Here is a 21,879-nt window from a genome sequence, read left to right as displayed (position 1 = left end):
AGGGGAGTGACCGGCCGGCAAAGGTGACAGAGGATGTCCGGCTTTCGCGGGAGGCTCGTCTCCGGAGACAGCCACGGGAGGCTCTCTCCGGGAGTCAGCCACACGGGAGGCCGGACATGTCACAGCCGTTGCGGGGCAAGGTCGCGCTCGTCGCCGGAGCGACACGGGGAGCGGGCCGCGGGATCGCGGTGGAACTCGGCGCGGCAGGCGCCACCGTCTACGTCACGGGCCGCAGCACCCGCGCCCGCCGCTCCGAGTACGACCGTCCCGAGACCCTGGAGGACACCGCCGACCTGGTCACCGAGGCGGGCGGCCACGGCATCGCCGTACCCACCGACCACCTCGACGCGGCGCAGGTCCGCGCCCTCGTCGAGCGCATCGACGGCGAACAGGACCGCCTCGACGTCCTCGTCAACGACATCTGGGGCGGCGAGAAGCTCTTCGAGTGGGACAAGGCCGTCTGGGAGCACGACCTCGCGGCCGGCCTGCGGCTGCTCCGGCTCGCCGTCGAGACGCACGCGATCACCAGCCACCACGCCCTGCCCCTCCTGCTGCGCCGCCCCGGCGGTCTGGTCGTGGAGATGACCGACGGCACGGCCGAGTACAACCGCGACACCTACCGGGTCAACTTCTTCTACGACCTCGCCAAGGCGGCCGTCCTGCGCATGGCCTTCTCGCTGGGCCACGAACTGGGCCCGCGCGGCGCCACCGCCCTCGCGCTGACCCCGGGCTGGCTCCGCTCGGAGATGATGCTGGAGCACTACGGCGTCCGCGAGGACAATTGGCGCGACGCCCTCGGCCAGGTCCCGCACTTCGCCATCTCCGAGACCCCGCGGTATGTCGGCCGGGCCGTCGCGGCACTCGCCGCCGACCCCAAGGTGTCCCGCTTCAACGGCCGGTCCCTGTCCAGCGGCGGCCTCGCCCAGGAGTACGGCTTCACCGACCTGGACGGCAGCCGCCCCGACGCCTGGCGCTACCTCGTAGAGGTCCAGGACCCCGGCAAGCCGGCGGACACGACCGGGTACCGGTGACGAGGGCCGGGGCGGGAGACCGGCCCGTGCACGGCCCCTGCCCGGTCGATCACCCGGGCAGTACGGTCTGCGCATGACCGACACCTCACGCTTCGACGGGTACGGAGTCCTGATCACCGGCGCGGCCCGCGGCATCGGCGCCGCGACCGCCCGGCGCCTCGCCGCGGAGGGCGCGGCCGTCCTGGTGACCGACGTCGACGGGGCGGCCGCCGAGAAGACCGCGCGGGAACTGCGCGACGACGGGCTCCTGGCACAGGCGCACGCGTGCGACGTGGCGGACCGGGCGTCGGTCGAGAGTGCCGTCGCGCGGGCCGTCGACGCGTTCGGCTCCCTCGACGTGCTGGTCGCCAACGCCTACAGCTGCCATCCCGACGCGCCGCTCTTCGAGGAGGAGACCGACGAGGTGTGGGCGCGTGACCTGGACGTGACGCTGACCGGGGCGTACCGCTGCTGCCGCGCCGCGCTGCCGCACCTGGCAGCCTCCGGACGGGGCGCCGTCGTCTGCGTCGGCTCGGTGAACGGGCTCCAGGACTTCGGCAACCACGCCTACAGCGCGGCCAAGGCCGGCCTCGGCTCGCTGACCCGCACCCTCGCCGGGCATGCCGCCGGTCGGGGGGTCCGCGTCAACCTCGTCGCCCCCGGCACCGTCCGCACCCCGGCCTGGCAGGGCCGCGACGGCCGGCTCGACGAACTCCGCCGCCGCTACCCCCTGGGCCGGGTCGGGGAACCGGAGGACATCGCCGCCGCCGTCGCCTTCCTCGCCTCCCGGGACGCGTCCTGGATCACCGGCACCACCCTGGTCGTCGACGGTGGGATCACAGCGGTCAACACCGGCTTCACCACGGTGAAGGGGCGTGGCGAGGAGCGCCGCTGAGCCGGGCGGCGGCGCTCCCTCCCCTGCGAATGTCACCGTTTCGTCGCGGTCGGCCCGCGCCTACAACCGAATCCTCCCCATACCGGTCTAGCAGGCAGAGACCGCGCGGAAGACGCGCATTCGACGCGAAGAGACAAGGCCAGCCCATGGGGGAGATTCGCAGGCGGGCGACCGTCGTCCTGGGGACCACCGCACTGGTGGCGCCGCTCGCACTCGTGCTGGGCGCCGCCCCGGCACAGGCGGCGAGCTGCACCACGCAGACCGGTCCCTACCAGAAGCAGGTGGAGAAGTTCCTGGGCCGTCCGGTGGACGGGCGCCAGTCCACCGCCGACTGCAAGGCGATCCAGGCGTTCCAGACCAAGCACGGCATCACGCCGAACATCGGCTACGCGGGGCCCGTCACCTGGGGCGTGATGGACCTCATGAACAAGCAGAAGGCCGTCGGGAAGAACCCGAACAAGGCCGGGAAGTGCCCGGTCAACAAGGGCCGTATCGCCTGTGTGAACCTCTCGCTCCAGCTGAGCTGGATCCAGGACGGCAAGAAGCTCGTCTACGGCCCCGTCCCGGTCCGCACCGGGCGCGACGGCTACGAGACCCGCACCGGCCTGAAGAAGATCTACTGGCGCAACATCGACCACGTGTCGAGCATCTACGACGTGCCGATGCCGTACTCCCAGTTCTTCGACGGCGGGCAGGCGTTCCACTCCGCCGCCGTCAGCATGTGGAACCCGCCCGGCTCCCGCGGCTGCGTCAACATGACCAAGACCGCGGCGAAGAAGTACTGGTCGCTGCTGAAGAAGGGCGACGACGTCTACGTGTACGGGCGCAAGCCGGGCACCTGACGGGGCACCCGGCCCACCCCGGCGCGTCAGACCTCGGGCGCGCCGCCGAAGTCCGGGATCTCCAGCCGTACGCCACCCTGCCGCGCGGATTCGTGCGCGACGATGCCCGGCAGGGTGTAGCGGGCCGCCACCCAGGCGTTCACGGACGGCAGCGAGCGCGTGCCGACCGCGGTCACGAAGTCGTGCACCAGGAAGTGGTGGCTTCCCTCGTGCCCGTTGTGGAGATGGTCGAACGAGCGCGGCAGGCGCGAGCGGTCGTGCACCGGCGCCGAACCCGAGGTGAAGGCCGCCCGCAGATCGGGGGCGATGGTCCTGCTCGCCGGAGAGGGGGTCGGGCTCGTGGATGTGGCGAGGAGCACGGTGGAGGAGACGATCCGCGCCCGCCGGCACCCGCCGGCCGCCCCGGTCGAGCTGGAGATCAGGAAGTCCGACTTCCACGACTGGGCCCGCGGCGCCGCCGTCCTGGCCATCCAGGTGCTGGTGCTCGGTACGGCGGACGCCTGAACTGCCGGGCGGGTTCGGGGACATGGACGTGATCAGCAACACTGCCTGATATGTCCGATTGGCTCTTGATTACTCACATCACCTTCACCCCGGTCGCCGTATGCTTCACGCCATGTCCACCAGTGTTGAAGCCGTCACCGAGCGATCGGCCGCGGAGGTCAACGAGGAGATCCGGGCGCTGTGGCGCCGGTCGGGCGGGACACTGAGCACCGAGCAGCGCGAGGTGTACCAACGCCTCGTCCTGGAGTGGGCCGCGGCGGCGCCGCAGCCGGCGCGGGCCGCCTGACCCGCTCACCGCGGGCCCAGGGGCCCTTCCGCCCACCGGACCTCTCCGTCAGCCCCAAGTGGCCGAGTAATGGCGCTGGTACGCCTTGCGGTCCTGTTCCGTACGGATGTACCGCGTGGCCACCAGCGCCATCAGACTGCCCCCGACGACCAGCAGACCGGGCCCGACGTTCCTCGGGTCCGCGAGCCGGGCCAGCAACTCCCGGCCCGCCTCGGCCGAGATCGGCGTCGACGTCCCGGGCGCCGCGGCGCTCTGGGGTCCCGACGGCGCGGGAGCGACGCCCTGCGCGTTCTGCGTGCCCGACGCGATCAGTTGGACGCCGAGCGCGGACAGTGCCTGCGGCAGCGGCTGGAAGTAGGTCGTGCCGCCCGCCCGGCAGTCCCCGCTGCCGCCGGAGGTCACACCGAGCGCGATCCCTTCGGAGAACATCGGCCCGCCGCTGTCCCCGGGCTCGGCGCACACGTCGGTCTCGATGAGGCCGAAGACCGTGCCCTCGGGGTAGTTCACCGTGGCGTCGAGCGAGGTCACCTCGCCGTCGCGCAACCCGCTGCTGCTGCCGCTGCGGAACACCCGCTGCCCCACGGACGGTTCGCCCACGCCCGTGATCTGCACACCCTGGCCGTCGCCGATGGCCACGACGCCCGCGCCGTCGCCGGCCCGCCCGCCGTCGTACTGCACCAGCGAGTAGTCGTCGCCCGGGAAACTGCCGGTGACGGTCCGGCCCACCGGCCGGCCGCCCCTGCTGTCGGCGAACCAGACCGAACCGTTGGGGCCGCAGTGCCCCGCCGTGAGGATGAAGTCGGTCTTCCCGTCGGTGACGTTGAACCCCGCGGAACAGCGTCCGGCGGTGGACAGGATCGGCAGGGCGCCGTTGATCCGGGTGGTGAAGGTGCCCTCGGTGCGCTCCATGCGGACGAAGTCGCCCAAGCCGTCCGCGAGATGGGTCAGCTCGGACCAGTCGTCGGCGGAGACGGTGCGGTCACCCCGTACCACCACCTCATTGGAGCGGTAGTCCACCACCCAGGCCGTGCCCGTCACCCTCGGGGCCGAACGCAGCTTCTGTGTCGCCGACTTGAGCTCGTGCATGCTGTGCCGCGCGAGTTTCGCCCTCGCGCCCGCCCCGCGGACCTCGGCGGCCGCCTCGTCGTCGGTGACCGCGACGACCGGCCGCCCCTCGTCGTCGATCCAACTGCCCGCCGTGCGGGAGGAGCCGAGCCGCTCGACGAGGCCCGCGCCCGTGTCCTCGGCCGGGCCCGCGCCGGTGTCGCCGGCGAGCACCCGGGGTGAGGCGGCGGGGGGTTCGCTCGCGACCGCCTGCGTGACCATCGCCGCCCCGAGGACGATCCCGCCGACTGACGCCAGCCGTGTCACCCGCCTGACGATCCGTCGTCGTGCGTGCCTCATGCATGGCTCCCGAACCCCGAACACGCGGCGCGTCGGCACCGCGGGACGCCCGGGTCGTCGAGCGCCCTCTCTCCATACGTGCCGGGGTCCGGCAGCGTTCACCCCTGGGGCGGGCCGGCTCAGTTCTTGCGCGCCACCCCGCCGTACATCGCGACCTCCTCGGGCTCGGTGCCGTCACCGGGCTCCGGACGCCACCGCGAACACGACACGACACCCGGCTCCAGGAGATCGAGACCGTCGAAGAAGCCCGTCACGGCCTCGGGGGTGCGCTGGGTCAGCTTCGGGGTGCCGTGCTCGTTCCAGAACTCGACGGCCTCGTCCACGTCCGGCATCGACGGCGAGGTGATGGTGTGCGACAGCACCAGGTGGCTGCCCGCGGGCAGCGCGTCCATCAGCCGCCGGACGACGCCGTACGGGTCGTCGTCGTCGGGCAGGAAGATGACGACCCCGAGGAGTATCAGCGCCACCGGCTGCGTGAGGTCCAGTGTCTTCGCGGCGTGCTGGAGGATCGCGTCGACGTTGCGCAGGTCCTCGTCGAGGTAGTCGGTGCGGCCCTCCGGTGTGCTCGTGAGCAGCGCGCGGGCGTGCGCGAGGACGAGCGGGTCGTTGTCGACGTACACGATCCGGGACTCGGGGGCGATCCGCTGGGCGACCTCGTGGGTGTTGTCGGCGGTGGGCAGGCCGGTGCCGACGTCCAGGAACTGGCGGATGCCCAGGTCCGAGACCAGGTGCCGGACGGCGCGGCCCAGAAACAGGCGGTCCGCGCGGGCGTACTCGCCGATGTCCGGGTGCAGTTGGCGGATCTGGTCGCCGGCCGCCCGGTCGACCTCGTAGTTGTCCTTGCCGCCGAGCCAGTAGTTCCAAATGCGGGCCGTGTGCGGTTGGGACGTGTTGATGCGCTCGCGCAGCGACTGGGCAATGCCGTCCGCGGCTGGCGGGTTCTCGGTCACGGAATCAGCTCCTGGGGGTGCCTGGTGCAGGGCGGGAAGACGCCCCGTGCGGTGTCAAGACGCAATCTAGACCGGTGAGTTGATCTTTGCGGGGCCTTGTGCGATTTCGGTGCCGCAGGGGGCCCCGCGCACCCGTCCCACGGCCGCCTATCGTGTGTCCATGACGAGGAACCCGCGACGGTCGTCCGGTGCAGCGAACCCCCTGCGCGCACTGGACCTCGCGCAGTTACGGCGGCGTACGAGCATAAAGTGGCGCACCTACCCCGACGACGTCCTGCCGCTGTGGGTGGCGGAGATGGACGTGCCGCTGGCGCCGCCCGTCGCCCGCGCCCTCGCCGACGCGGTCGCGCTCGGCGACACCGGCTACCCGGCGGGGACCGCCTACGCCGAGGCGCTGGCCGGCTTCGCCGAGAGGCGCTGGGGCTGGTCCGGTCTCGACGTGGGGCGCACCGCGATCGTGCCCGACGTGATGCTGGGCGTGGTGGAGATGCTGAGGCTGGTGACCGGGCCGGGGGACGCGGTGGTGGTCAACCCGCCGGTGTATCCGCCGTTCTTCCAGTTCGTCACGCACATGGACCGGCGGGTGGCCGAGGCGCCGCTCGGCCCGGAGGGGCGGATCGCCTTCGACGTCCTGGAGGAGTCCTTCCGGCAGGCCGTGGCGGGCGGGCGCCGGGCGGCGTACCTGCTGTGCAGCCCGCACAACCCGACCGGGACCGTGCACACCGCCGAGGAACTGTCCACCGTGGCCCGGCTGGCCGGTGAGTACGGGGTGCGCGTGGTCGTCGACGAGATCCACGCCCCGTTGGTCGTCGGCGACACGGACTTCGTGCCCTATCTCTCCGTGCCGGGCGGCGGCAGCGGCCTGTCGCTGATGTCCGCCTCCAAGGCGTGGAACCTCGCCGGCCTCAAGGCGGCCCTCGCCGTCGCCGGCCCCGAGTCCGCCGCCGACCTCGCCCGGCTGCCCGAGGAGGTCGGCCACGGCCCCAGCCACCTCGGCGTCCTCGCCCACACCGCCGCCCTGCGCGACGGCACCGCCTGGCTGGACGCCCTGCTCGCGGGCCTCGACGAGAACCGGCGTCTGCTCGCCGAGCTGCTGGCCGGGCAGTTGCCGGGCGTGGTCTACCGCCCGGGCGACGCCACGTACCTCGCCTGGCTCGACTGCCGGGACCTCGGCCTGGGAGACGACCCGGCCGACGTCTTCCTGCGGCGGGGCCGGGTGGCCCTCAACTCCGGCCCGGGCTTCGGGACGGGCGGCGCCGGGCATGTACGGCTGAACCTGGCCACCTCGCCCGAGATCCTCACGGAGGCCGTACGGCGGATGGCCGCGGCACTGAAGTGAGCGCGGCACGCCTACACTTCCGGCCATGGACGCCACACGGCTCGGAGCCGGCAAGTATCTGCTGATCACCAGCTACCGCAAGGACGGCACCCCGGTCCCCACGCCCGTCTGGGTCGTCGCCGACGAGGACGCGCTCGGGGTCTGGACGGTGGCCGACTCCTTCAAGGTCAAGCGGATCCGGCGACGCGCCGACGTCCTCGTGGGCCCCTGCGACCTGCGCGGCAACCCGACCGGCGAACAGGTCCCGGGCACCGCCGAGATCACCGACGCGCGGACCACGGCCCGCTACCGCAAGCTCATCGCCCGCAAGTACGGCATCGTCGGGCGCCTCACGCTGCTCGGCAGCAAGCTGCGACGCGGGGCGGAGGGCACCGTCGGCATCCGCGTCACCGTCAAGGGCTAGGGCGGCGTCAGTGAGGGTTTGCCCGTCAGGTCCAGGCGCGGTACGGCTCGTCGACCAACTGGAACACCGGCTCGCCCCGTACCGGGTCCTTGGCGTTGGACAGCCGCACGCGGTCGCCGCTGTGGATGCCGACGGGAGGGCCCATCACCCGGCCCCGCACCACGAACCCCTCGGCCATCTCGACGAGGGCCACATTGCGCGCGGCGGGTGTGTTGCGGTGCACCACCGTCGTGTGGCGGATCGTGCCGGTGCCCTGGCTGCGCTCCGTGCGCAGGTCGCTGCCCTGGCAGACCGGGCAGAGCAGCCGGTGGTACGTCGCGGTGCCGCACCAGGCGCACCGCTGGAAGAGCATGGTCTCCTGGTCCTGGAGGCGGCGGTCGAGGACGCCGGAGCCGGCTGCCTGCTGAGCGACGGTTCCTGAGTGGTGATACACGCTGTCAACTCCCTGCGCTCGGCGGGAAATCCGCGTGCGCGACGCGGTGCGCACGCCTGTGCGCGGCTTCCCGTGCCGCCGTGCACGGCCACAGCGTATGGCACTGAGTGCCACCAGTAAAGGCACTCCGTACCCTCAAACTCTGTACCCTCGAAGAATCCGGCCGGGCGTTCCGGGCTGTTCCCGTGCCCGCACCTCGCCCGGGGTGTGGCCGGTCGTGGAGCGGGCGTCGCCCTTGTGCGTCCGAACGGGGCCACGGTCGCGGCCCGTTGGCGTGCGCCGCGATCACGGCGGGGGCGGGGGCGTCCGCCCGGGAGATGTCGTCGCGAAGGCCCGCCGAGGGGCCGCGCGGTCGTCGAGGAGAGTGCCGTTCCGGCCTGTCAGCGCCCGGAGTTGTGCTCCGCCAGCGCCTCGGTGACGGCCCGTACGCTGCGGGCGATGTGCTGGAGCTGCAGCACCTCGGCGGCGTACAGCTTGATCGTGTGCTCGATGACCGACTCGGGCAAGCCCAGCCGCGGCAGATCGGCGCGGGCCGTCTGCATGGCGGTCCGCGCGATCCGGATCTCCTGCTGGACCTGGATCTGTGCGTGCCGGGCGAGCAGTACGGGGTGGCGGATCAGCGCCGGGTAGCCGGCGTACCGGGCCGGTACCAGCTCGCGCAGCCACTTGGCCGCCGATCGCTCCCAGTCGTAGCTGCCGGGAGTCTTCACCTGGCAGGGCCAGTCCGGGCTGGTGCGCGTGGACGTCAGGGGCATGATCATCGCTTCCGGTGTGCCGCGGTGCGGAGGTGGTCAGGCGGTGGCGGTCGGCGGTGGCGGTCCGAAGTGGTGTTCCGCCCAGGTGGTTCCGGCGAGGTGGTTCCGGCGAGGCGGTCCGCGGTGGTGGGGCGGTCCCGGCCTAGGGGAGAGCCGGGGCCGCCCCTACCGAACCCCCGGGGCGCCGATGCGGGTAGGGGGCATCGGCTTCGGGCGTCCGTGCGGGTGCCCCGGGGAGTCGGCCTGTGCGTGAGCGGATGGTCGTCTCCTCCCGGGCGGTGCGGATCCGCGAGCAGTATTTATATATGCCGTCCGCTTGGCAAGACGTATGAAAACATTCATGTGTGCCGTGAAACGAAAGATCCCCTTGTCAGGGTCGTCCGGGTGGGGCGCGGGCTCAGTCCCGCAGGAAGAACTGGTGCTGGTCGGAGATCTGCTCGTAGGCCTCCAGCCGGGCCTGGCTGCGCTCGGGGTCGGCGTCGGTCATGGCCTGGAGCAGCGCCGCCGCCATCACACCGGGCGCGGCGTAGGAGTCGAAGACCAGCCGGGAGCCCATGCCGGTGGCGAAGGTGACGTCGGCCTCCTCGGCGAGCGGCCCGAACGCCAGGTCGTTGATCAGCGCGACGCGCAGCCCGGCCTCCCGCGCGAGGCGTACGGCGGCGAGCGTCTCCTGGGCGTGCCGGGGCAGCGAGAAGGCCAGTACCCAGGTGCCCCCGGCCTCGCGAGCCTGCAGCAGCGTGTCGTAGGCGACGGTGCCGCCCCGCGTCACCAGTCGTACGTCCGGGTGGATACGGCGTGCGGCGTACGCGAAGTACTCGGCGAGGGAGGCCGAGATGCGCAGGCCCAGCACGGTCAGCGGAGCCGATTCCGACAGCCGTCTGCCGATCTCGACGACCTGCCCGGGGTCGGCCAGGTCCCGGCGGAGGTTCTCCAGGTTCTCGATCTCGGAGTCGACCGCCGCCTGGAGTTCGTTGCCACGGTCCTCCTCGGCACCGGCCGGACCGCCGGCCAGGGTACCGAGGGCGATGGCCTGGAGTTTCTCCCGCAGCGCCGGGTAGCCGCTGAAGCCCACGGCGGCAGCGAAGCGCGTCACCGACGGCTGGCTCACCCCGACCCGGTCGGCCAGCTCGGTGATCGGCAGGAACGCGGCCTCCGTGATGTGTTCGATCAGGTACTGGGCGATGCGCCGCTGCCCGGGTGACAGCCGGGGCCGGTCGAAGAGCGCCCTGAGCTGGTAGGCCGGAGCGGCCTCCGCCTCCGGTGCGCCCGTTCCCGAGGTGATCGCTGACGCCTGTGCTCGTGCCTGTTGCGGCGATGGCACCGGTGCGCCTCCTTTGTTTCCCACGAAGCTTCAACATAGCTCACGCACCGTGTCGATCAGGGGCGCACGCCGAGCACCGGGGGCACCCGACGGGTACGGCACCGGTACCCGCCGTCCCCGCCCCCCGGACTCCCTCCCGCGCCCCGCTCCAGGAGCCGCACCGGCGTCCCGCGCGCGACGGACGAGGTCCCGCGCACCGAGCCGGGCGACCGCGCCGGCATCCGCTCCGGAGTTCACCGGCGGGGCCGCGCGGAAAGGCTGACGGACGTGCATCTCCCTCACCAGCGCCGCCCGTTGCACGACCTGCCCGACACACCCGAGGCGTACGACGCCGTCCTCGCCGCCCTCGCCGAGGAGGCCCTCGCCCGCATCACGCCCGACGGAAGCCTCGAACACCCCGCCGCCGTCCTCGACGTCGGCGACACCTCCCTCGGCGTCACCTCCCTGCTGGCGCTCGCCTGGCAGCGCGGCGGCGACCCGCGCCTGCCGGACGCCGTACGCCGCAGCCTCGCCTTCCATCTGCGCGAGCGGGTCTTCCGCGAGGACAACCCCGGCTATCCCAATCTGCGGGAGCGCCACCGCGGACTGCCGTACGCCCGCTTCGTCCTCCGTGCGGGCGCGCACCCGCACGGCGACTGGCCCAGCACCGTCTGGGCGCTGCTCCAGACCGTCGACGTGCTGGACGCGGCGGACGGACTCCTCGACGCGCGACTGCGGCAAGAACTCACCGGCTTGGGGCTGGGCTACTGGCGCTGGCTGACCGAGGCCACCTTCTTCGACCCGCAGCGCGCCGCCAACCAGGCGATCGCCTGTGTCGTCGGCGGGCTCATGCTGGCCCCCCACCTGCCGCCCGGACAGGGCGCGGACGTCCGGCGGCGCGCGACACGCCTGTACGAGGACGGGATCCGCGCCCGCCGGGTCGGTTCCCGGGGTGCGCTGCTGCCGCCCGAGCACGGCGGGGCGTACGACAACAACTACGGCCCGATCTCCCTGTCCTTCCTCGCGCAGGCCCACCGGGTCAGCGGCGAGGACGTCTTCGCCGAGGACGGCGACGCGCTCGCCCGCTATCTCGACGCCCGCCTCACCGGCGGTGGCTTCGACCTCGGCGGGCCCCGCTACAGCGAACAGCACTGCGGTTTCGAGGCGGTCCTCGGCCTTCGCCACTTCGGCCGCCGTATCGGCGCCGACCTGGGCCGCTACCGGGGCGACTCCCGCTGGGCCCGGCACGCGGCCCGGCCCGACGGCGGCCTCGACGGCCACTTCGCGTTCATGCTCGTCTGGCAGATCCAGGACACCCCGGGCTGGCACCGCGCGCCCTCGACCGCGCCGGCCCGCCACCGACTGCGCGCGGGCGGTGTCTCGGTGGCGTTCGACGACCGGATGACCCCGTCACTGATCGAGGCGGCGGGCACCTACTACCTCCCCGCCGCCGTCCACCGCCAGCACGGCTTCGGACCGGTGACGGACGGGCTGCTGCTGTGCCGCCCGTTCGGCGAGGTCCGCGTCCGCGACCTGAGCGGTGGCGGCCTGGTCGGCAAGCTGGTCAGCCAGCCGGTCGTCGACCGCGAGCGCGTCCTGCGCCATGTGCGGTCCCTGTACGTCAGCGACGGCACGCGTCTGTGGGTGACGGTCGCCGTGCAGCGGCTGCCCGGTACGCCGTATCTGCTGGCCGGAATGCCGTACGCGGCGGACGACGGGGACCGGGTGCTCAGGACCGCGCGGCCGGCGGGTGTGACGTCCGCGGGCCCACTGCGGCTGACGCACCCCGCCGCGTCCGGGCCCGAACACTTCGACGCCCGCGCGGAGATCACCCAGGAACAGGCGGCGTTCGCGCTCTGCGCCGACCCGCGCGTCTTCGGCGACCCCGACGAGGGCTGGCGGCACCTGATCTCCTCGACGGCCCTGGAGGCGGACCCGGCCCCGGGGGCACCGGCGGACCTGCACGTCTTCGCCGTGCGCTACGGGGGTCCCGCCGGACGCTACACGCCGGCACTCGCGGCAGACCCGCGCGGTCTGACGCTGCGCACGGAGGCGTTCACCGCCCTGATCGGGGACGCGGCGGGCGACGCCCACGGCGAACCGGAACTGACGCTGGAACCCGTCTAGCCTTCAGTGTCCGGAGTCTCCCGCACCACCGGTCCAGGCGCGTACGCCCGGTCCGGGCGGTCGGTCCAGGCGCACCACGAGGTCGGCGCGGTCCCGTGTCGTCGCCACCAGCGCGGCGTTGCGCTTGTCCGTGCCCATGACCCACGCCACGGCTTCCTCCCGCTCCTTGCCGAACTCCACGTGCCGGGCCACGAGGCGGCGGACGCGCTCCGGCTCGGGCAGCTCGCAGAACCACACCTCGTCCAGTCGCGGACGCACACGCGCCCAGGCACCCGAGTCGAGCAGCAGGTAGTTGCCCTCGGTCACGACCAGGCGGGCCGTGGGCGGGACCGGGATCGCACCCGCGAGGGGCTGTTCGAGCACCCGTTCGAAGCCCGGCGCGTACACCACGTCGTCCGCGTCCTCGTGCAGGCGGCGCAGCAGGGCGGCGTACCCGGCCGCGTCGAAGGTGTCGGGCGCGCCCTTGCGGTCGCGGCGGCCGAGCCGGTCGAGTTCCGCGTCGGCCAGATGGAAACCGTCCATCGGGACGTGCGCGACCCAGGGCCGGCCGGAGCCGTTCAGCTCCCGCACGAGCCGTTCGGCGAGGGTCGTCTTGCCCGCGCCGGGGCTGCCGGCGATGCCGAGGACCGCACGGCGGCCGTCCACCGCGAGGCCGCGGGCGCGGGCGAGGAGGTCGTCGAAGGTCGTGGGCACACCGCAGAGTGTGTCAGGCGCCGGGCCGCCGTATTCGGCGGGAGGCCCGTGACGGTGAACGGCTCCGCCGCGCGCCGCGCCCGTGCCGTGAACGTGTACGACGCCCGGGCCGCGGACGCCGCGGACGCGGCGGTGCTCAGCGGACGAGCGGGCGCGGCGTCACCGCACGCTCCGCGGTTCCGCCCCGCCCGTCCGGCTCCACCCGGTACAGCCGGGCGCCGGGAGCGCGGGTCACCACCTCCGCCGGCTCCCCGTGCCGGAACAGCGCCCCCACGCCGTCGTCCAGGGCCCACCCCGCCGGCAGCGCGCCGGTCGCCACGGCGTCGCGGTACGAGGGACGGCGGCCCGGTTCGCTGTCGTAGTGCGGGCAGACCGAACCGGGGAGCAGGCCCAGGCCGTCGGACAGGAAGGTGAGGGGGCCGAAGGAGTCGGTGTGGGAGCCCTCGGCCCAGCAGTTGGCGCCGGCGCTGATCCCGCACAGCAGGGTGCCGTCGTCCGACGCCTCCGTGAGCAGCCGGTCGACACCGTGGGTGCGCCAGACGGCGAGCAGGTTCGCGGTGTTGCCGCCTCCGACGTAGACCACGTCCTGAGCGAGCAGGAACCCGCGCAGCGCCGCGTCGTCCAGCTCCCGCCGGAACAGCGGCAGGACGGACGGCTCGCACCGCCGGGGCCGGAAGGCGTCCAGGAACCGCTCGACGTAGCCCGGCGCGTCGCCGCTCGCGGTGGGCACGAAGCACACCCGCGGCCTGGACGCGCGGGCCTGGCCGAGCACCCAGTCGTCCAGCAGCCCGTCCCCGTCGGTGGAGAATCCCCCGCCGAGCAGGGCCAGACGGCGTGGGGGAGCGGCGGTCACGGGTGCCTCCTGGGCGCGGGACGGGACGCGCCCGGTGTGCCAGTGCTCAGAGCCGCGACTGGCCTCGCCACTTGGTGATCTCCTTCACCGGATCTCCGGTCCAGGACCAGGGAGTTCGCGTGTACCGGCGCCCCAGCAGGCGGAGCAGTCCGGTGGCGATGTCCGTGGCACCGGCATGGCAGGCGGCGTGCGCCAGGTAGTTGAGGTCCCGCAGTTCGACCGGGGTGACCGGGGTGTCCGGGCGTTCGCTGATCCAGCGCTGCCAGGTGCGGCGTACGTCGGAGACGGCACCGTCGTGGTCCCAGTGCTGCCCGAGGCCGACGGAGGAGTGGCGGCCCCGGGCGGCGTCCAGGGCGTAGCGGAACTCCTCGACGCGGGCGTACTGCACCAGCACCGGCAGCGCGCAGCCCGGCGGGGCCACCCCGGCGGCGTCGCGGGCGAAGTCGTACATCAGGCCGTGGGTGCCGTGCCAGCGCGAGGAGTAGTAGTGCAGGACCTGGAGGTGTCCCTCGATGCTGAACGGGTCGCGCTGGTGCAACTCGTTCCACCAGCGCGCCAGTTCGCCCCGTCGCACCCCCTGCGGGTAGAGGCGGGCCACGGAGATCAGCGAGATCCATGGCGTCGGGTCCGCCGGGGCGGCCTCCGTGGCGCGCAGGCAGGCGAGCACCGTGCCGTCGATGCGCTCCAGGTCGATCGGCACACCCCGGCCGGCCGCGATGGCCACGTCGAACGTCCGCGCCGTCTCGGTCGCGGCCCGCAGTACCAGCGCGTCCGCGCTGTGCGGTTCGGCGGCGAGCCATGACTCCACGGCCGAACTGTCCGCGCAGGCCTGCGCCAGCAGCCGTACCCGGTGCCCGCGCAGGGCCCGGTCGGAGCCGGTGGAGCGCAGCAGTTCGCGCAGGCCCTGCCAGCGGCCGATGACGATGTCGTGGCGGGCCGCGGTGAGGTCCGCGTCCCCGTAGTCCGGGTCGAAGTCGGGGGTGAAGCGGTCGCGCGCCATGGGTCTCTTTCAGAAGTCGGTGGAGAGACCCTCGTGGCTGCGGGCGTCCGCGGTGGGCCGGCCGCCCGGTGGGTAGTCCGGAGAGATGGCGCGCGTCGCGTCCAGCCGCTCCGGGCGGTAGTAGTCGCTGCCCCGGTGCCAGTACCACAGCATCGGGACCACGCCCATGGCCAGTCCGCCGACGCCGATCCCGATCGCCGCCGCGCTCAACTCGCCCAGGGACTCGAAGAATACCCAGAACATAAAGAGCGAGCCGAGCAGCGGCCATGCCCCGCGCAGCACGAAGTGCGCCGGCGAGCGCAGCAGCATCCCGCGGTACGCGACGACCGCGGCGAGACCGGCCAGGCCGTAGTAGACGGCGATCTGCAGTCCGATCGCGGAGATGGCCTCGGACAGGATGTCGCCCACCGAGCCCAGCGCGTTCGCGGCGACGAACATCGCCAGCGCCACCGCGCCGACCACGGCGATCGCCACCCACGGCGTGTTCCACCGGCGGTGCACCCGGCCCAGCGCGGACGGCATCGTGCGGTCCCGGCCCATCGCGAACAGCGAGCGCGTCACCTGGATCAGGGTGGTCTCCAGGGTGGCGATGGTCGACAGCATCACCGCGACCACGAGCAGCTTGCCGCCCCAGCCGGGCCAGATCTCGTCACCGAGCACGGCCAGCACGTCGGCGCCGTTCTCCTCGATCTGCCGGGTGGAGAGCACGATGTTCACCGCGATGGTGAACACCATGAACAGCAGGAAGACGATCGCGATGCCGATCAGGCCCGCGAGCCCCGTGGTCCGGCGGCTGTTGCGGGTCTCCTCGCTGAGGTTGCAGGCGACGTCCCAGCCCCAGTAGTAGAACGCCGCGACCAGCGCGCCGGACGCGAAGCCCGAGAGGCCGTCGAAGTGGCTGAATCCGAGCCAGGACCAGTCGAAGGCGCGGGCGTTGTCCGAGTGCAGCAGCGCCAGCAGCGCGAAGACCGCCAGGATGAAGAGCTCGACTCCCGACATGAGCAGCTGTGCGCGCACCGTGAGGCGGGCGCCGCCCAGCACCACCAGCAGCATCATGAGGAACCAGCCCGCGCCGACCACCGACGCCAGCGCCGTGTCGTCCGCCAGGTCCTTGTCGAACAGGGCCAGGGTCATCGCCCCGGCGGGCAGCGATCCGGCCACCATGAAGATGGTCGCCGACACCACCAGCGCCCAGCCGCTGATGAACCCCAGGAAGGGATGGAGCGTACGGCCGACCCAGGAGTAACTGGCGCCCGCGTTCACGTCGATACGGCTGAGGGAGCTGAACGCCAGCGCGATGCCCAGCATGGGTATCGCGGAGTACAGCAGCGCCGCCGGCCCCGCCAGCCCCACCGCCCCGAACAGGACGGCCGTGGTCGCGGCCAGCGAGTACGCCGGGGCGCTGCCCGCGACGGCCATCACCACGGTGTCGAACGTACCGAGGGCGCCCGCCTGGAGCCCCCTGCCCGTGCTCTTGTGCATGCCTGCGCTGCTTTCGCCTTGCACGCCGCCGGCGCGGATCGCCCCGGCGGCGTAAGTGGTGTGGGGGGGGGTGAACCCGCCCTCGGCCGAAGAGGGATGACCTCGGGTCGGGGCGGCGAGGAGCGAGGGGGCGGGGTCGGCCGACCCCGTTGTCAGACGGTCACACCGTGTGTGCGAGTGATGATAGCCCCGCGCGTCGGCCGTGCAAGACGGGCCTCCGCCGAAATCCCGCGGAGTGCCGCCGTGCCAACTCCGACGCCCGTCAAGGAGCTTGCCGGCCACGAAGCGGAACCGGCGTTTCGCCGTGCGGTCCGCCCCGCGGGGCGCGCGGGGAACGCACCCCGCGCCGCCCCGTAGACCTCGGCGAGGGTCCCCTCAGTCCGCCATCGGGTCAGCCGGCCATGGGGTGTTCGCCGTCGGGTCAGTCCGCCATCCGGTCGATCTGGCGCAGCTTGTTCGTGGCGTCCAGCGCCGCCACCTTGTAGGACTCGGCCAGCGTCGGATAGTTGAACACCGCGTCGACCAGGTAGTCGACGGTGCCGCCGCACCCCATCACGGACTGCCCGATGTGGATCAGTTCGGTGGCGCCCGTGCCGAAGCAGTGCACGCCGAGCAGCGTGCGGTCCTCGGGCGAGACCAGCAGCTTCAGCACACCGTGCGAGTCCCCGATGATCTGCCCCCGGGCCAGCTCCCGGTAGCGGGAGACGCCGACCTCGAACGGCACCCGGTCCTCCGTGAGCTGGTCCTCGGTCCGCCCCACGAAACTGATCTCGGGGATGGTGTAGATGCCGATGGGCTGGAGGTTGTGCATCTGCCCCACCGGCTCCCCGAACGCGTGGTACGCCGCCGCCCGGCCCTGCTCCATCGACGTCGCCGCCAGCGCGGGGTAGCCGATCACGTCACCGACGGCGTAGATGTGCGGCACCTGCGTGCGGTAGTGCTCGTCGACCGTGATCCTGCCGCGCGCGTCGGCGCTCAGGCCCGCCTTGTCCAGGTCGAGGCCGTCCGTGAGGCCCTGCCGGCCCGCCGAGTACATCACCGCGTCCGCGGGTATCCTCTTGCCGCTCTCCAGCACCGTCAGGGCGCCCCGGGAGTGCCGCTCGACCGCGGCGACGGTCTCCCCGAACCGGAACGTCACCGCGAGGTCGCGCAGGTGGTACTTGAGCGACTCGACGACCTCGACGTCGCACATGTCGAGCATCGCGGCACGCTTCTCGACCACGGTCACCTTGCTGCCGAGGGCGGCGAACATGCTCGCGTACTCCATGCCGATCACGCCCGCGCCCACGATGACCATGGACCGCGGGACATGTTCGAGCGCGAGGACGTTGTCCGAGTCCATGATCGTGCGGCCGTCGAACTCCACGCTGTCCGGCCGGGCGGGCCGGGTGCCGGTGGCGATCACGATGTGCTCGGCGCTGATCCGCCGCTCCTGCCCGGTGACCTCCCGCAGGGCCACGGTGTGCGGGTCGGTGAAGCGGCCGGTGCCGGCGAAGAGGGCGACGTGGTTGCGCGACAACTGGCTGCGGATGACGTCGACCTCGCGGCCGACCACGTGCTGGGTGCGCGCGGTCAGGTCGGCGACGGTGATGTCCTCCTTCAGGCGGTAGCTCTGCCCGTACAGGTCACGCTGGGTGAGGCCGGTGAGGTAGAGCACCGCTTCGCGCAAGGTCTTCGAGGGGATGGTGCCGGTGTGGATGGAGACCCCGCCGACCATGTCGGCGCGGTCGACGACGGCGACCCGGCGGCCCAGTTTGGCCGCGGCGATGGCGGCCTTCTGGCCACCGGGTCCGGATCCGAGGACGAGCATGTCGAAGTCGGGCACCCTCGGAAGTGTGACAGCCCACGGTGCCCCTCCGTAAGGGCGGGACCGCCAAGAAAGGTGCCGTGAGGCATCGACGGTGGCGCGGGAACCGGCCACCGCGACGACCCCCGTGACGCACGCCGACTTCCCCCGTGACGCACGCCGACTTCCGCCGGCCCACGGGCAGTCGGGCGAGGGGACCGCCGGCGGCGCGGGCCGGGACCCGCGCCGCCGGCATGCTCCGGACGGCAGGTACTAGGGCAGCAGCTTGTCGAGCGCCGCGTCGCCCTCCTGGTCCAGCTTGCGCCGCGCCCACTCCAGGTTCTTCGGTGTGAGGTCCTTGCCTGAGGCAAGCACCACGTCCTCCGGCGACACGTCCGTGCCGGTGCGGGGGTGGAGGAGGGCGTCCGGGGTGACGCTGTCCGCGGACGTCCGGGACGCGTCGGGCTGTGGCGTCGACATGATCTCTGCTCCTCCGGTCCGGGGTTCTGCCGCGGACCCGGTGGGGTCATCGGGTCCACTTACACCATTCAACGCCGGAGCAGTCCCTGCATCCGGAAGGGGGGATCACAGGGCCCCGCGCTCGTCATCGTCGCCCCCGGTCGCGCGCCCGCTCGACCCGCGCGGGGAGAGCCGGGGAGTCAGCGGCTCCGTGCCGCCCCGGGAGCGAGGACGAGGATCGTGACGTCGTCGTGGATGCTCCGCGTGTGCCGGAGCAGGTCCTCCCACACGCGGTCGGGCAGCCCGGGGCGGCCGTTCTCGTACAGGAGCGCCAGCCGGTCGGTCAGCGGGTAGAAGGCGCCCGCCGGGTCACGCGCCTCGAAGAGCCCGTCCGAGGCGAGGACGAGCCGGTCGCCGGGCTCCAGCGAAACGGTCCCCCCTGGCTGCGCGACGCCGCCGCCGAGACCCAGGCCCAGCGGCGTGCACGCCTCGACCGCGACGTCCGTGGCCCGGCCAGCGCGCAGCAGCACCGGGGGCGGATGCCCGCAGGCCAGCACCCGGACGGAAAGCGCGCCGGGGGCGAACTCCAGCAGCACCGCCGTGGCGAACAGGTCGGCGTGCCGCTTCTCCGCCACGTCCATCGTCAGCCTGCGGTCCAGCCGGCCGGCCACGGACTCCAGGTCGGGCTGGTCGAGCGCCGCCTCCCGGAAGGCCCCCAGCAGGGAGGACACCGTCCCGATGGCGGCCAGTCCGTGCCCCTGGACGTCCCCCAGCACGGCGCGCACCCCGTACGGCCCGTCCCGCACGTCGTAGAAGTCCCCGCCGACCAGCGTCCCGCGCTGCGCCGCCCGGTACAGACCCGCGCAGCGGACCGGGCCGACCGCCTCGGGCAGCGGCGGCAGCAGCGCGCGCTGGGCGGCCTCGGCGATCGTGCGCTCCAGATCGAGCTGGGCGTCACGGTGACTTCGTACGAAGGAGACGAACACGCTCAGCAGGGCGACGAAACCCATCGTCCAGAGATCGGTGTCCCCGGGCCGGTCCAGCTGGAGCGCCGGGATGTTCAGCAGCACGATCGCGCTCCCGCCGAGCAGCGCCGTCCCGAGCGGACCGTACGACAGGACGGCCAGCGGCGGGATGGCGCCGAGCAGGAATCCGATGTCGAGCGGATCGTGGCTGAGTGCCGTCGCCGTGGTCACGCCGGCGATCAGCACGACCGGCAGGGCCCGCACCCAGCGCGGCGGCGGCGCGCCCCGCAGCCAGCCCCGCCGGTCCAGTCGCCGGAGCGGTGACAGCACGCGGGCCGTGTCCACACCCCCACGCTGCTACGCCGGACCGGGTGCCGCACGTCGGGTGGTGGGGCGCGGGCGCCGGGTGCCGTGCCGGTGGCGCGGACAGCGGGTCGGGGAGGCCGTCGACGACGACTCCGCCGTCGTCCTCACCGGAGGGGCCGGCGGCCGGCTTCCCGCCGCGCGTCGAGGGGGACCGGGACCGGTCCCGCCGCGCCGAGGGCCCGGACCGGCGGGGGAGTCGTCCGGTTCCTGGTTTGACAACGGCTTCTCCGCGCATCCGGAAGGGGAACGCAATTCCGACGGACGGGTGGAGGACACGTGGGCATCATCGCCTGGATCCTGATCGGCCTTCTGGCCGGCGCCATCGCCAAGCTGCTGCTGCCGGGCAAGGACCCGGGCGGGATCATCATCACGATGCTGATCGGTGTCGCCGGTGGTCTGCTCGGCGGCTGGCTGGGGAAGGTCGTCTTCGGCGTCGACTCGATCGACGGGTTCTTCGACCTGTCGACCTGGGTCGCCGCGATCGTCGGCTCGCTCATCCTGCTCGTGCTCTACCGGGCCGTCACCGGCGGGCGGCGTTCGCACGCGTAGGGCTCGACCGCGGCGGGAGCGGGCCGCGTGGCCCGGGAGTCCCACGGAGGGGGGCACGGAACGGACATCCGTTCCGTGCCCCCTCCCTGTCGTGGGCCGCGCGGCTCAGTCGAGCGGCCGGTCCAGCACGTCCTGCACGGACGCGAGGATCTCGGTGACCCGCAGCCCGAAAGCCGCGTCGCACGCGTGCGGGCGGCCGGTGCGGGCGGCGGTGAGGAGCGCGTCGGCCGCCCGGGAGAAGGCGGGGTGCGCGCCTTCGGAGCTCTCCGGGAGAGAGGTCACCCCGCTCGCGCCGCGCAGTTCGACGGCGTTTCCGGCCGCCGCGGGCGGTGCGGTGAGGCTGAGCGTCAGGGTGCTGGAGGCACCGGTGACGTGGTCGAGGACGGCGTGCACGGTGTCCTGCGGGCCGTACGCCGCCGCGGACACGCCGGTCACGTCGCCCAGGACCGGCAGCAGCACCGACAGGGCGTGCGGGCCCACGTCCCACAGGGCGCCCTTCTCGCGCCGCCACGGTGACGCGGCGAAGGGGCTGTCGTCGGTGCTGAACACCGCGCCCAGCCACTGCGCGCGGCCCACGAACCAGCCGTCGCTCGCGGCCTGCTCGGCGATCCAGGCGTCGGGCTCGGTCTGGAAACGGGTGGTGAAGAAGACGACCGAGGCGACACCCGACCGGCGCGCGGCCTCGGTCACCGCCCGTCCCTCGGCGACCGTCGGGGCGAGGGGCTTGTCGAGCAGCAGATGGCACTCCGCCTGCGCGGCCCGCACCGCGAGGTCGGCCTGCACGGCCGGGGGCAGCGCGACGGCCACCGCGTCCACCTCGCCGAGCAGGGCGTCCACGTCGTCGAAGGCGCGCGTGCCGTGACGCTCCGCCAGCTCCTTGGCGGCGGCCGGGCGGCGGCCCCATACCCCGACGAACTCCAGCTCCTCGTGTGCGGCCAGGACGGGGGCATGCACCATCTGCGCCCAGGGGCCGGTGCCGAGCAGTCCGATACGCATGCGTTGCCTCTCCCACGGTCAAGAACTTCGCGGGGACCGGCACGGATGCTGCCGCCCTGGCTGAGAATGTCACACGAATGGCGTAAAGGCATACCGAGCACCGACGCGGGCGGTGGGTGCGGGGGCGTCGGGGATCGCGCGGGAATGTCCGGGGTGCGCCGGAGCGAGTTCGGTGAGGGGGCGGGGGCCGCGCGCGCACCGGACCGCCCGCGTGCCGTCCGCGGGCGGTCCGTCGGGCGCCTGGTTGCCAGGGGCGTCCCGCATGTTCAAGGACGTCACACACGTGGCTGGTGTGGCGGGTGCGGCTGGTGGAGGTCGGTGCGGGTGAACAGGGCCGCACCGACCGGGGGGACGCTCCGCGGTGAGGGGTCGGGAGCGCCGGCCGGGGGGACGCTCCGCGGTGAGGGGTCGGGAGCGCCGGCCGGGGGGACGCTCCGCGGTGAGGGGTCGGGATCGGAAGAGCGAGGTGGAGGGAAGGGGTG

21 protein-coding genes and 2 pseudogenes are annotated in these 21,879 nt (G+C 73.1%); 9 read left to right on the top strand and 14 right to left on the bottom strand.

Annotated features, from left to right (window positions below):
- The first annotated feature begins 116 nt into the window (after nt 1-116).
- From ACWCPM_RS26825 to ACWCPM_RS26815, 3 genes are all read left to right on the top strand, one after another.
- Complete coding sequence (locus ACWCPM_RS26825; RefSeq protein ID WP_450978812.1) at nt 117-1,031, top strand: SDR family oxidoreductase; 915 nt, start codon at nt 117-119, stop codon at nt 1,029-1,031.
- A gap of 73 nt (nt 1,032-1,104) precedes the next feature.
- Nucleotides 1,105-1,905 carry an SDR family NAD(P)-dependent oxidoreductase gene (locus ACWCPM_RS26820; protein WP_450978811.1) on the top strand — a complete coding sequence of 267 codons (801 nt, stop codon included), beginning with the start codon at nt 1,105-1,107 and terminating at the stop codon, nt 1,903-1,905.
- A 146-nt stretch (nt 1,906-2,051) separates the two neighbouring features.
- On the top strand, nt 2,052-2,747 hold the full coding sequence (locus ACWCPM_RS26815; protein WP_450978810.1) for a L,D-transpeptidase family protein: 696 nt from the start codon (nt 2,052-2,054) through the stop codon (nt 2,745-2,747).
- Nucleotides 2,748-2,773: 26 nt separating this feature from the next.
- Here ACWCPM_RS26815 and ACWCPM_RS26810 read toward each other — a convergent pair.
- Nucleotides 2,774-3,061: pseudogene (locus tag ACWCPM_RS26810) on the bottom strand (gfo/Idh/MocA family oxidoreductase); the annotation flags it as partial.
- Here ACWCPM_RS26810 and ACWCPM_RS26805 point away from each other — a divergent pair.
- Together ACWCPM_RS26805 and ACWCPM_RS26800 are read left to right on the top strand one after the other, a co-directional pair.
- A pseudogene (locus ACWCPM_RS26805) lies at nt 3,057-3,251 on the top strand (MarR family transcriptional regulator); the annotation flags it as partial. The pseudogenes ACWCPM_RS26810 and ACWCPM_RS26805 sit on opposite strands and share 5 nt — an antisense overlap.
- Before the next feature lie 100 nt (nt 3,252-3,351).
- Nucleotides 3,352-3,537 (top strand): hypothetical protein, encoded by a 186-nt coding sequence (locus ACWCPM_RS26800; protein ID WP_450978809.1) that lies wholly within the window; start codon nt 3,352-3,354, stop codon nt 3,535-3,537.
- 48 nt (nt 3,538-3,585) lie between these two features.
- Here ACWCPM_RS26800 and ACWCPM_RS26795 read toward each other — a convergent pair whose 3' ends face one another.
- A complete protein-coding gene (locus ACWCPM_RS26795; RefSeq protein ID WP_450978808.1) occupies nt 3,586-4,941 on the bottom strand; it encodes a S1 family peptidase in 1,356 nt (451 codons plus the stop codon).
- A 119-nt stretch (nt 4,942-5,060) separates the two neighbouring features.
- Complete coding sequence (locus ACWCPM_RS26790) at nt 5,061-5,891, bottom strand: SAM-dependent methyltransferase (RefSeq protein ID WP_450978807.1); 831 nt, start codon at nt 5,889-5,891, stop codon at nt 5,061-5,063.
- 160 nt (nt 5,892-6,051) lie between these two features.
- Here ACWCPM_RS26790 and ACWCPM_RS26785 point away from each other — a divergent pair, with 160 nt between their 5' ends.
- Nucleotides 6,052-7,230, top strand: a complete 1,179-nt coding sequence (locus ACWCPM_RS26785; RefSeq protein ID WP_450978806.1) for a MalY/PatB family protein — start codon at nt 6,052-6,054, stop codon at nt 7,228-7,230.
- 25 nt (nt 7,231-7,255) lie between these two features.
- On the top strand, nt 7,256-7,633 hold the full coding sequence (locus tag ACWCPM_RS26780; protein WP_450978805.1) for a PPOX class F420-dependent oxidoreductase: 378 nt from the start codon (nt 7,256-7,258) through the stop codon (nt 7,631-7,633).
- Between the two features lie 25 nt (nt 7,634-7,658).
- Here the strand turns inward: ACWCPM_RS26780 and ACWCPM_RS26775 are convergent, their stop codons facing one another.
- The 3 genes from ACWCPM_RS26775 to ACWCPM_RS26765 all read right to left on the bottom strand — a co-directional run bounded on the left by ACWCPM_RS26775 (nt 7,659) and on the right by ACWCPM_RS26765 (nt 10,142).
- Nucleotides 7,659-8,066, bottom strand: coding sequence for a Zn-ribbon domain-containing OB-fold protein (locus tag ACWCPM_RS26775; protein ID WP_450978804.1), 408 nt, complete (start codon nt 8,064-8,066; stop codon nt 7,659-7,661).
- Nucleotides 8,067-8,446: 380 nt separating this feature from the next.
- Nucleotides 8,447-8,827 carry a hypothetical protein gene (locus tag ACWCPM_RS26770; RefSeq protein WP_450978803.1) on the bottom strand — a complete coding sequence of 127 codons (381 nt, stop codon included), beginning with the start codon at nt 8,825-8,827 and terminating at the stop codon, nt 8,447-8,449.
- 391 nt (nt 8,828-9,218) lie between these two features.
- On the bottom strand, nt 9,219-10,142 hold the full coding sequence (locus ACWCPM_RS26765; RefSeq protein ID WP_450978802.1) for a MurR/RpiR family transcriptional regulator: 924 nt from the start codon (nt 10,140-10,142) through the stop codon (nt 9,219-9,221).
- Nucleotides 10,143-10,409: 267 nt separating this feature from the next.
- Between ACWCPM_RS26765 and ACWCPM_RS26760 the strand changes: the two genes are divergently transcribed.
- Nucleotides 10,410-12,248: a hypothetical protein gene (locus ACWCPM_RS26760; RefSeq protein ID WP_450978801.1), complete on the top strand. Its 1,839-nt coding sequence runs from the start codon at nt 10,410-10,412 to the stop codon at nt 12,246-12,248.
- Between the two features lie 3 nt (nt 12,249-12,251).
- On the opposite strand, the gene ACWCPM_RS26755 is transcribed toward ACWCPM_RS26760, so the two are convergent.
- From ACWCPM_RS26755 to ACWCPM_RS26725, 7 genes are all read right to left on the bottom strand, one after another.
- A complete protein-coding gene (locus ACWCPM_RS26755; protein ID WP_450978800.1) occupies nt 12,252-12,941 on the bottom strand; it encodes a nucleoside/nucleotide kinase family protein in 690 nt (229 codons plus the stop codon).
- 136 nt (nt 12,942-13,077) lie between these two features.
- Nucleotides 13,078-13,794 (bottom strand): Type 1 glutamine amidotransferase-like domain-containing protein, encoded by a 717-nt coding sequence (locus ACWCPM_RS26750; protein ID WP_450978799.1) that lies wholly within the window; start codon nt 13,792-13,794, stop codon nt 13,078-13,080.
- A gap of 46 nt (nt 13,795-13,840) precedes the next feature.
- Nucleotides 13,841-14,794, bottom strand: a complete 954-nt coding sequence (locus ACWCPM_RS26745; protein WP_450978798.1) for a hypothetical protein — start codon at nt 14,792-14,794, stop codon at nt 13,841-13,843.
- 9 nt (nt 14,795-14,803) lie between these two features.
- Nucleotides 14,804-16,276, bottom strand: a complete 1,473-nt coding sequence (locus ACWCPM_RS26740; RefSeq protein WP_450978797.1) for an APC family permease — start codon at nt 16,274-16,276, stop codon at nt 14,804-14,806.
- A 421-nt stretch (nt 16,277-16,697) separates the two neighbouring features.
- Nucleotides 16,698-18,101, bottom strand: coding sequence for a Si-specific NAD(P)(+) transhydrogenase (gene sthA / locus ACWCPM_RS26735; protein ID WP_450978796.1), 1,404 nt, complete (start codon nt 18,099-18,101; stop codon nt 16,698-16,700).
- A 234-nt stretch (nt 18,102-18,335) separates the two neighbouring features.
- Nucleotides 18,336-18,542, bottom strand: coding sequence for a hypothetical protein (locus ACWCPM_RS26730; protein ID WP_450978795.1), 207 nt, complete (start codon nt 18,540-18,542; stop codon nt 18,336-18,338).
- 179 nt (nt 18,543-18,721) lie between these two features.
- Entirely contained in the window at nt 18,722-19,831 is a 1,110-nt protein-coding gene (locus tag ACWCPM_RS26725) for a PP2C family protein-serine/threonine phosphatase (protein ID WP_450978794.1), read from the bottom strand.
- A gap of 297 nt (nt 19,832-20,128) precedes the next feature.
- Between ACWCPM_RS26725 and ACWCPM_RS26720 the strand changes: the two genes are divergently transcribed.
- On the top strand, nt 20,129-20,401 hold the full coding sequence (locus tag ACWCPM_RS26720; protein ID WP_450978793.1) for a GlsB/YeaQ/YmgE family stress response membrane protein: 273 nt from the start codon (nt 20,129-20,131) through the stop codon (nt 20,399-20,401).
- Between the two features lie 105 nt (nt 20,402-20,506).
- On the opposite strand, the gene ACWCPM_RS26715 is transcribed toward ACWCPM_RS26720, so the two are convergent.
- Nucleotides 20,507-21,397, bottom strand: a complete 891-nt coding sequence (locus ACWCPM_RS26715; protein ID WP_450978792.1) for a Gfo/Idh/MocA family protein — start codon at nt 21,395-21,397, stop codon at nt 20,507-20,509.
- Nucleotides 21,398-21,879: the final 482 nt, after the last annotated feature.

The organism is Streptomyces sp. NPDC002309 (assembly GCF_053593375.1).
This window is presented reverse-complemented; position numbering and strand designations above follow the sequence as displayed.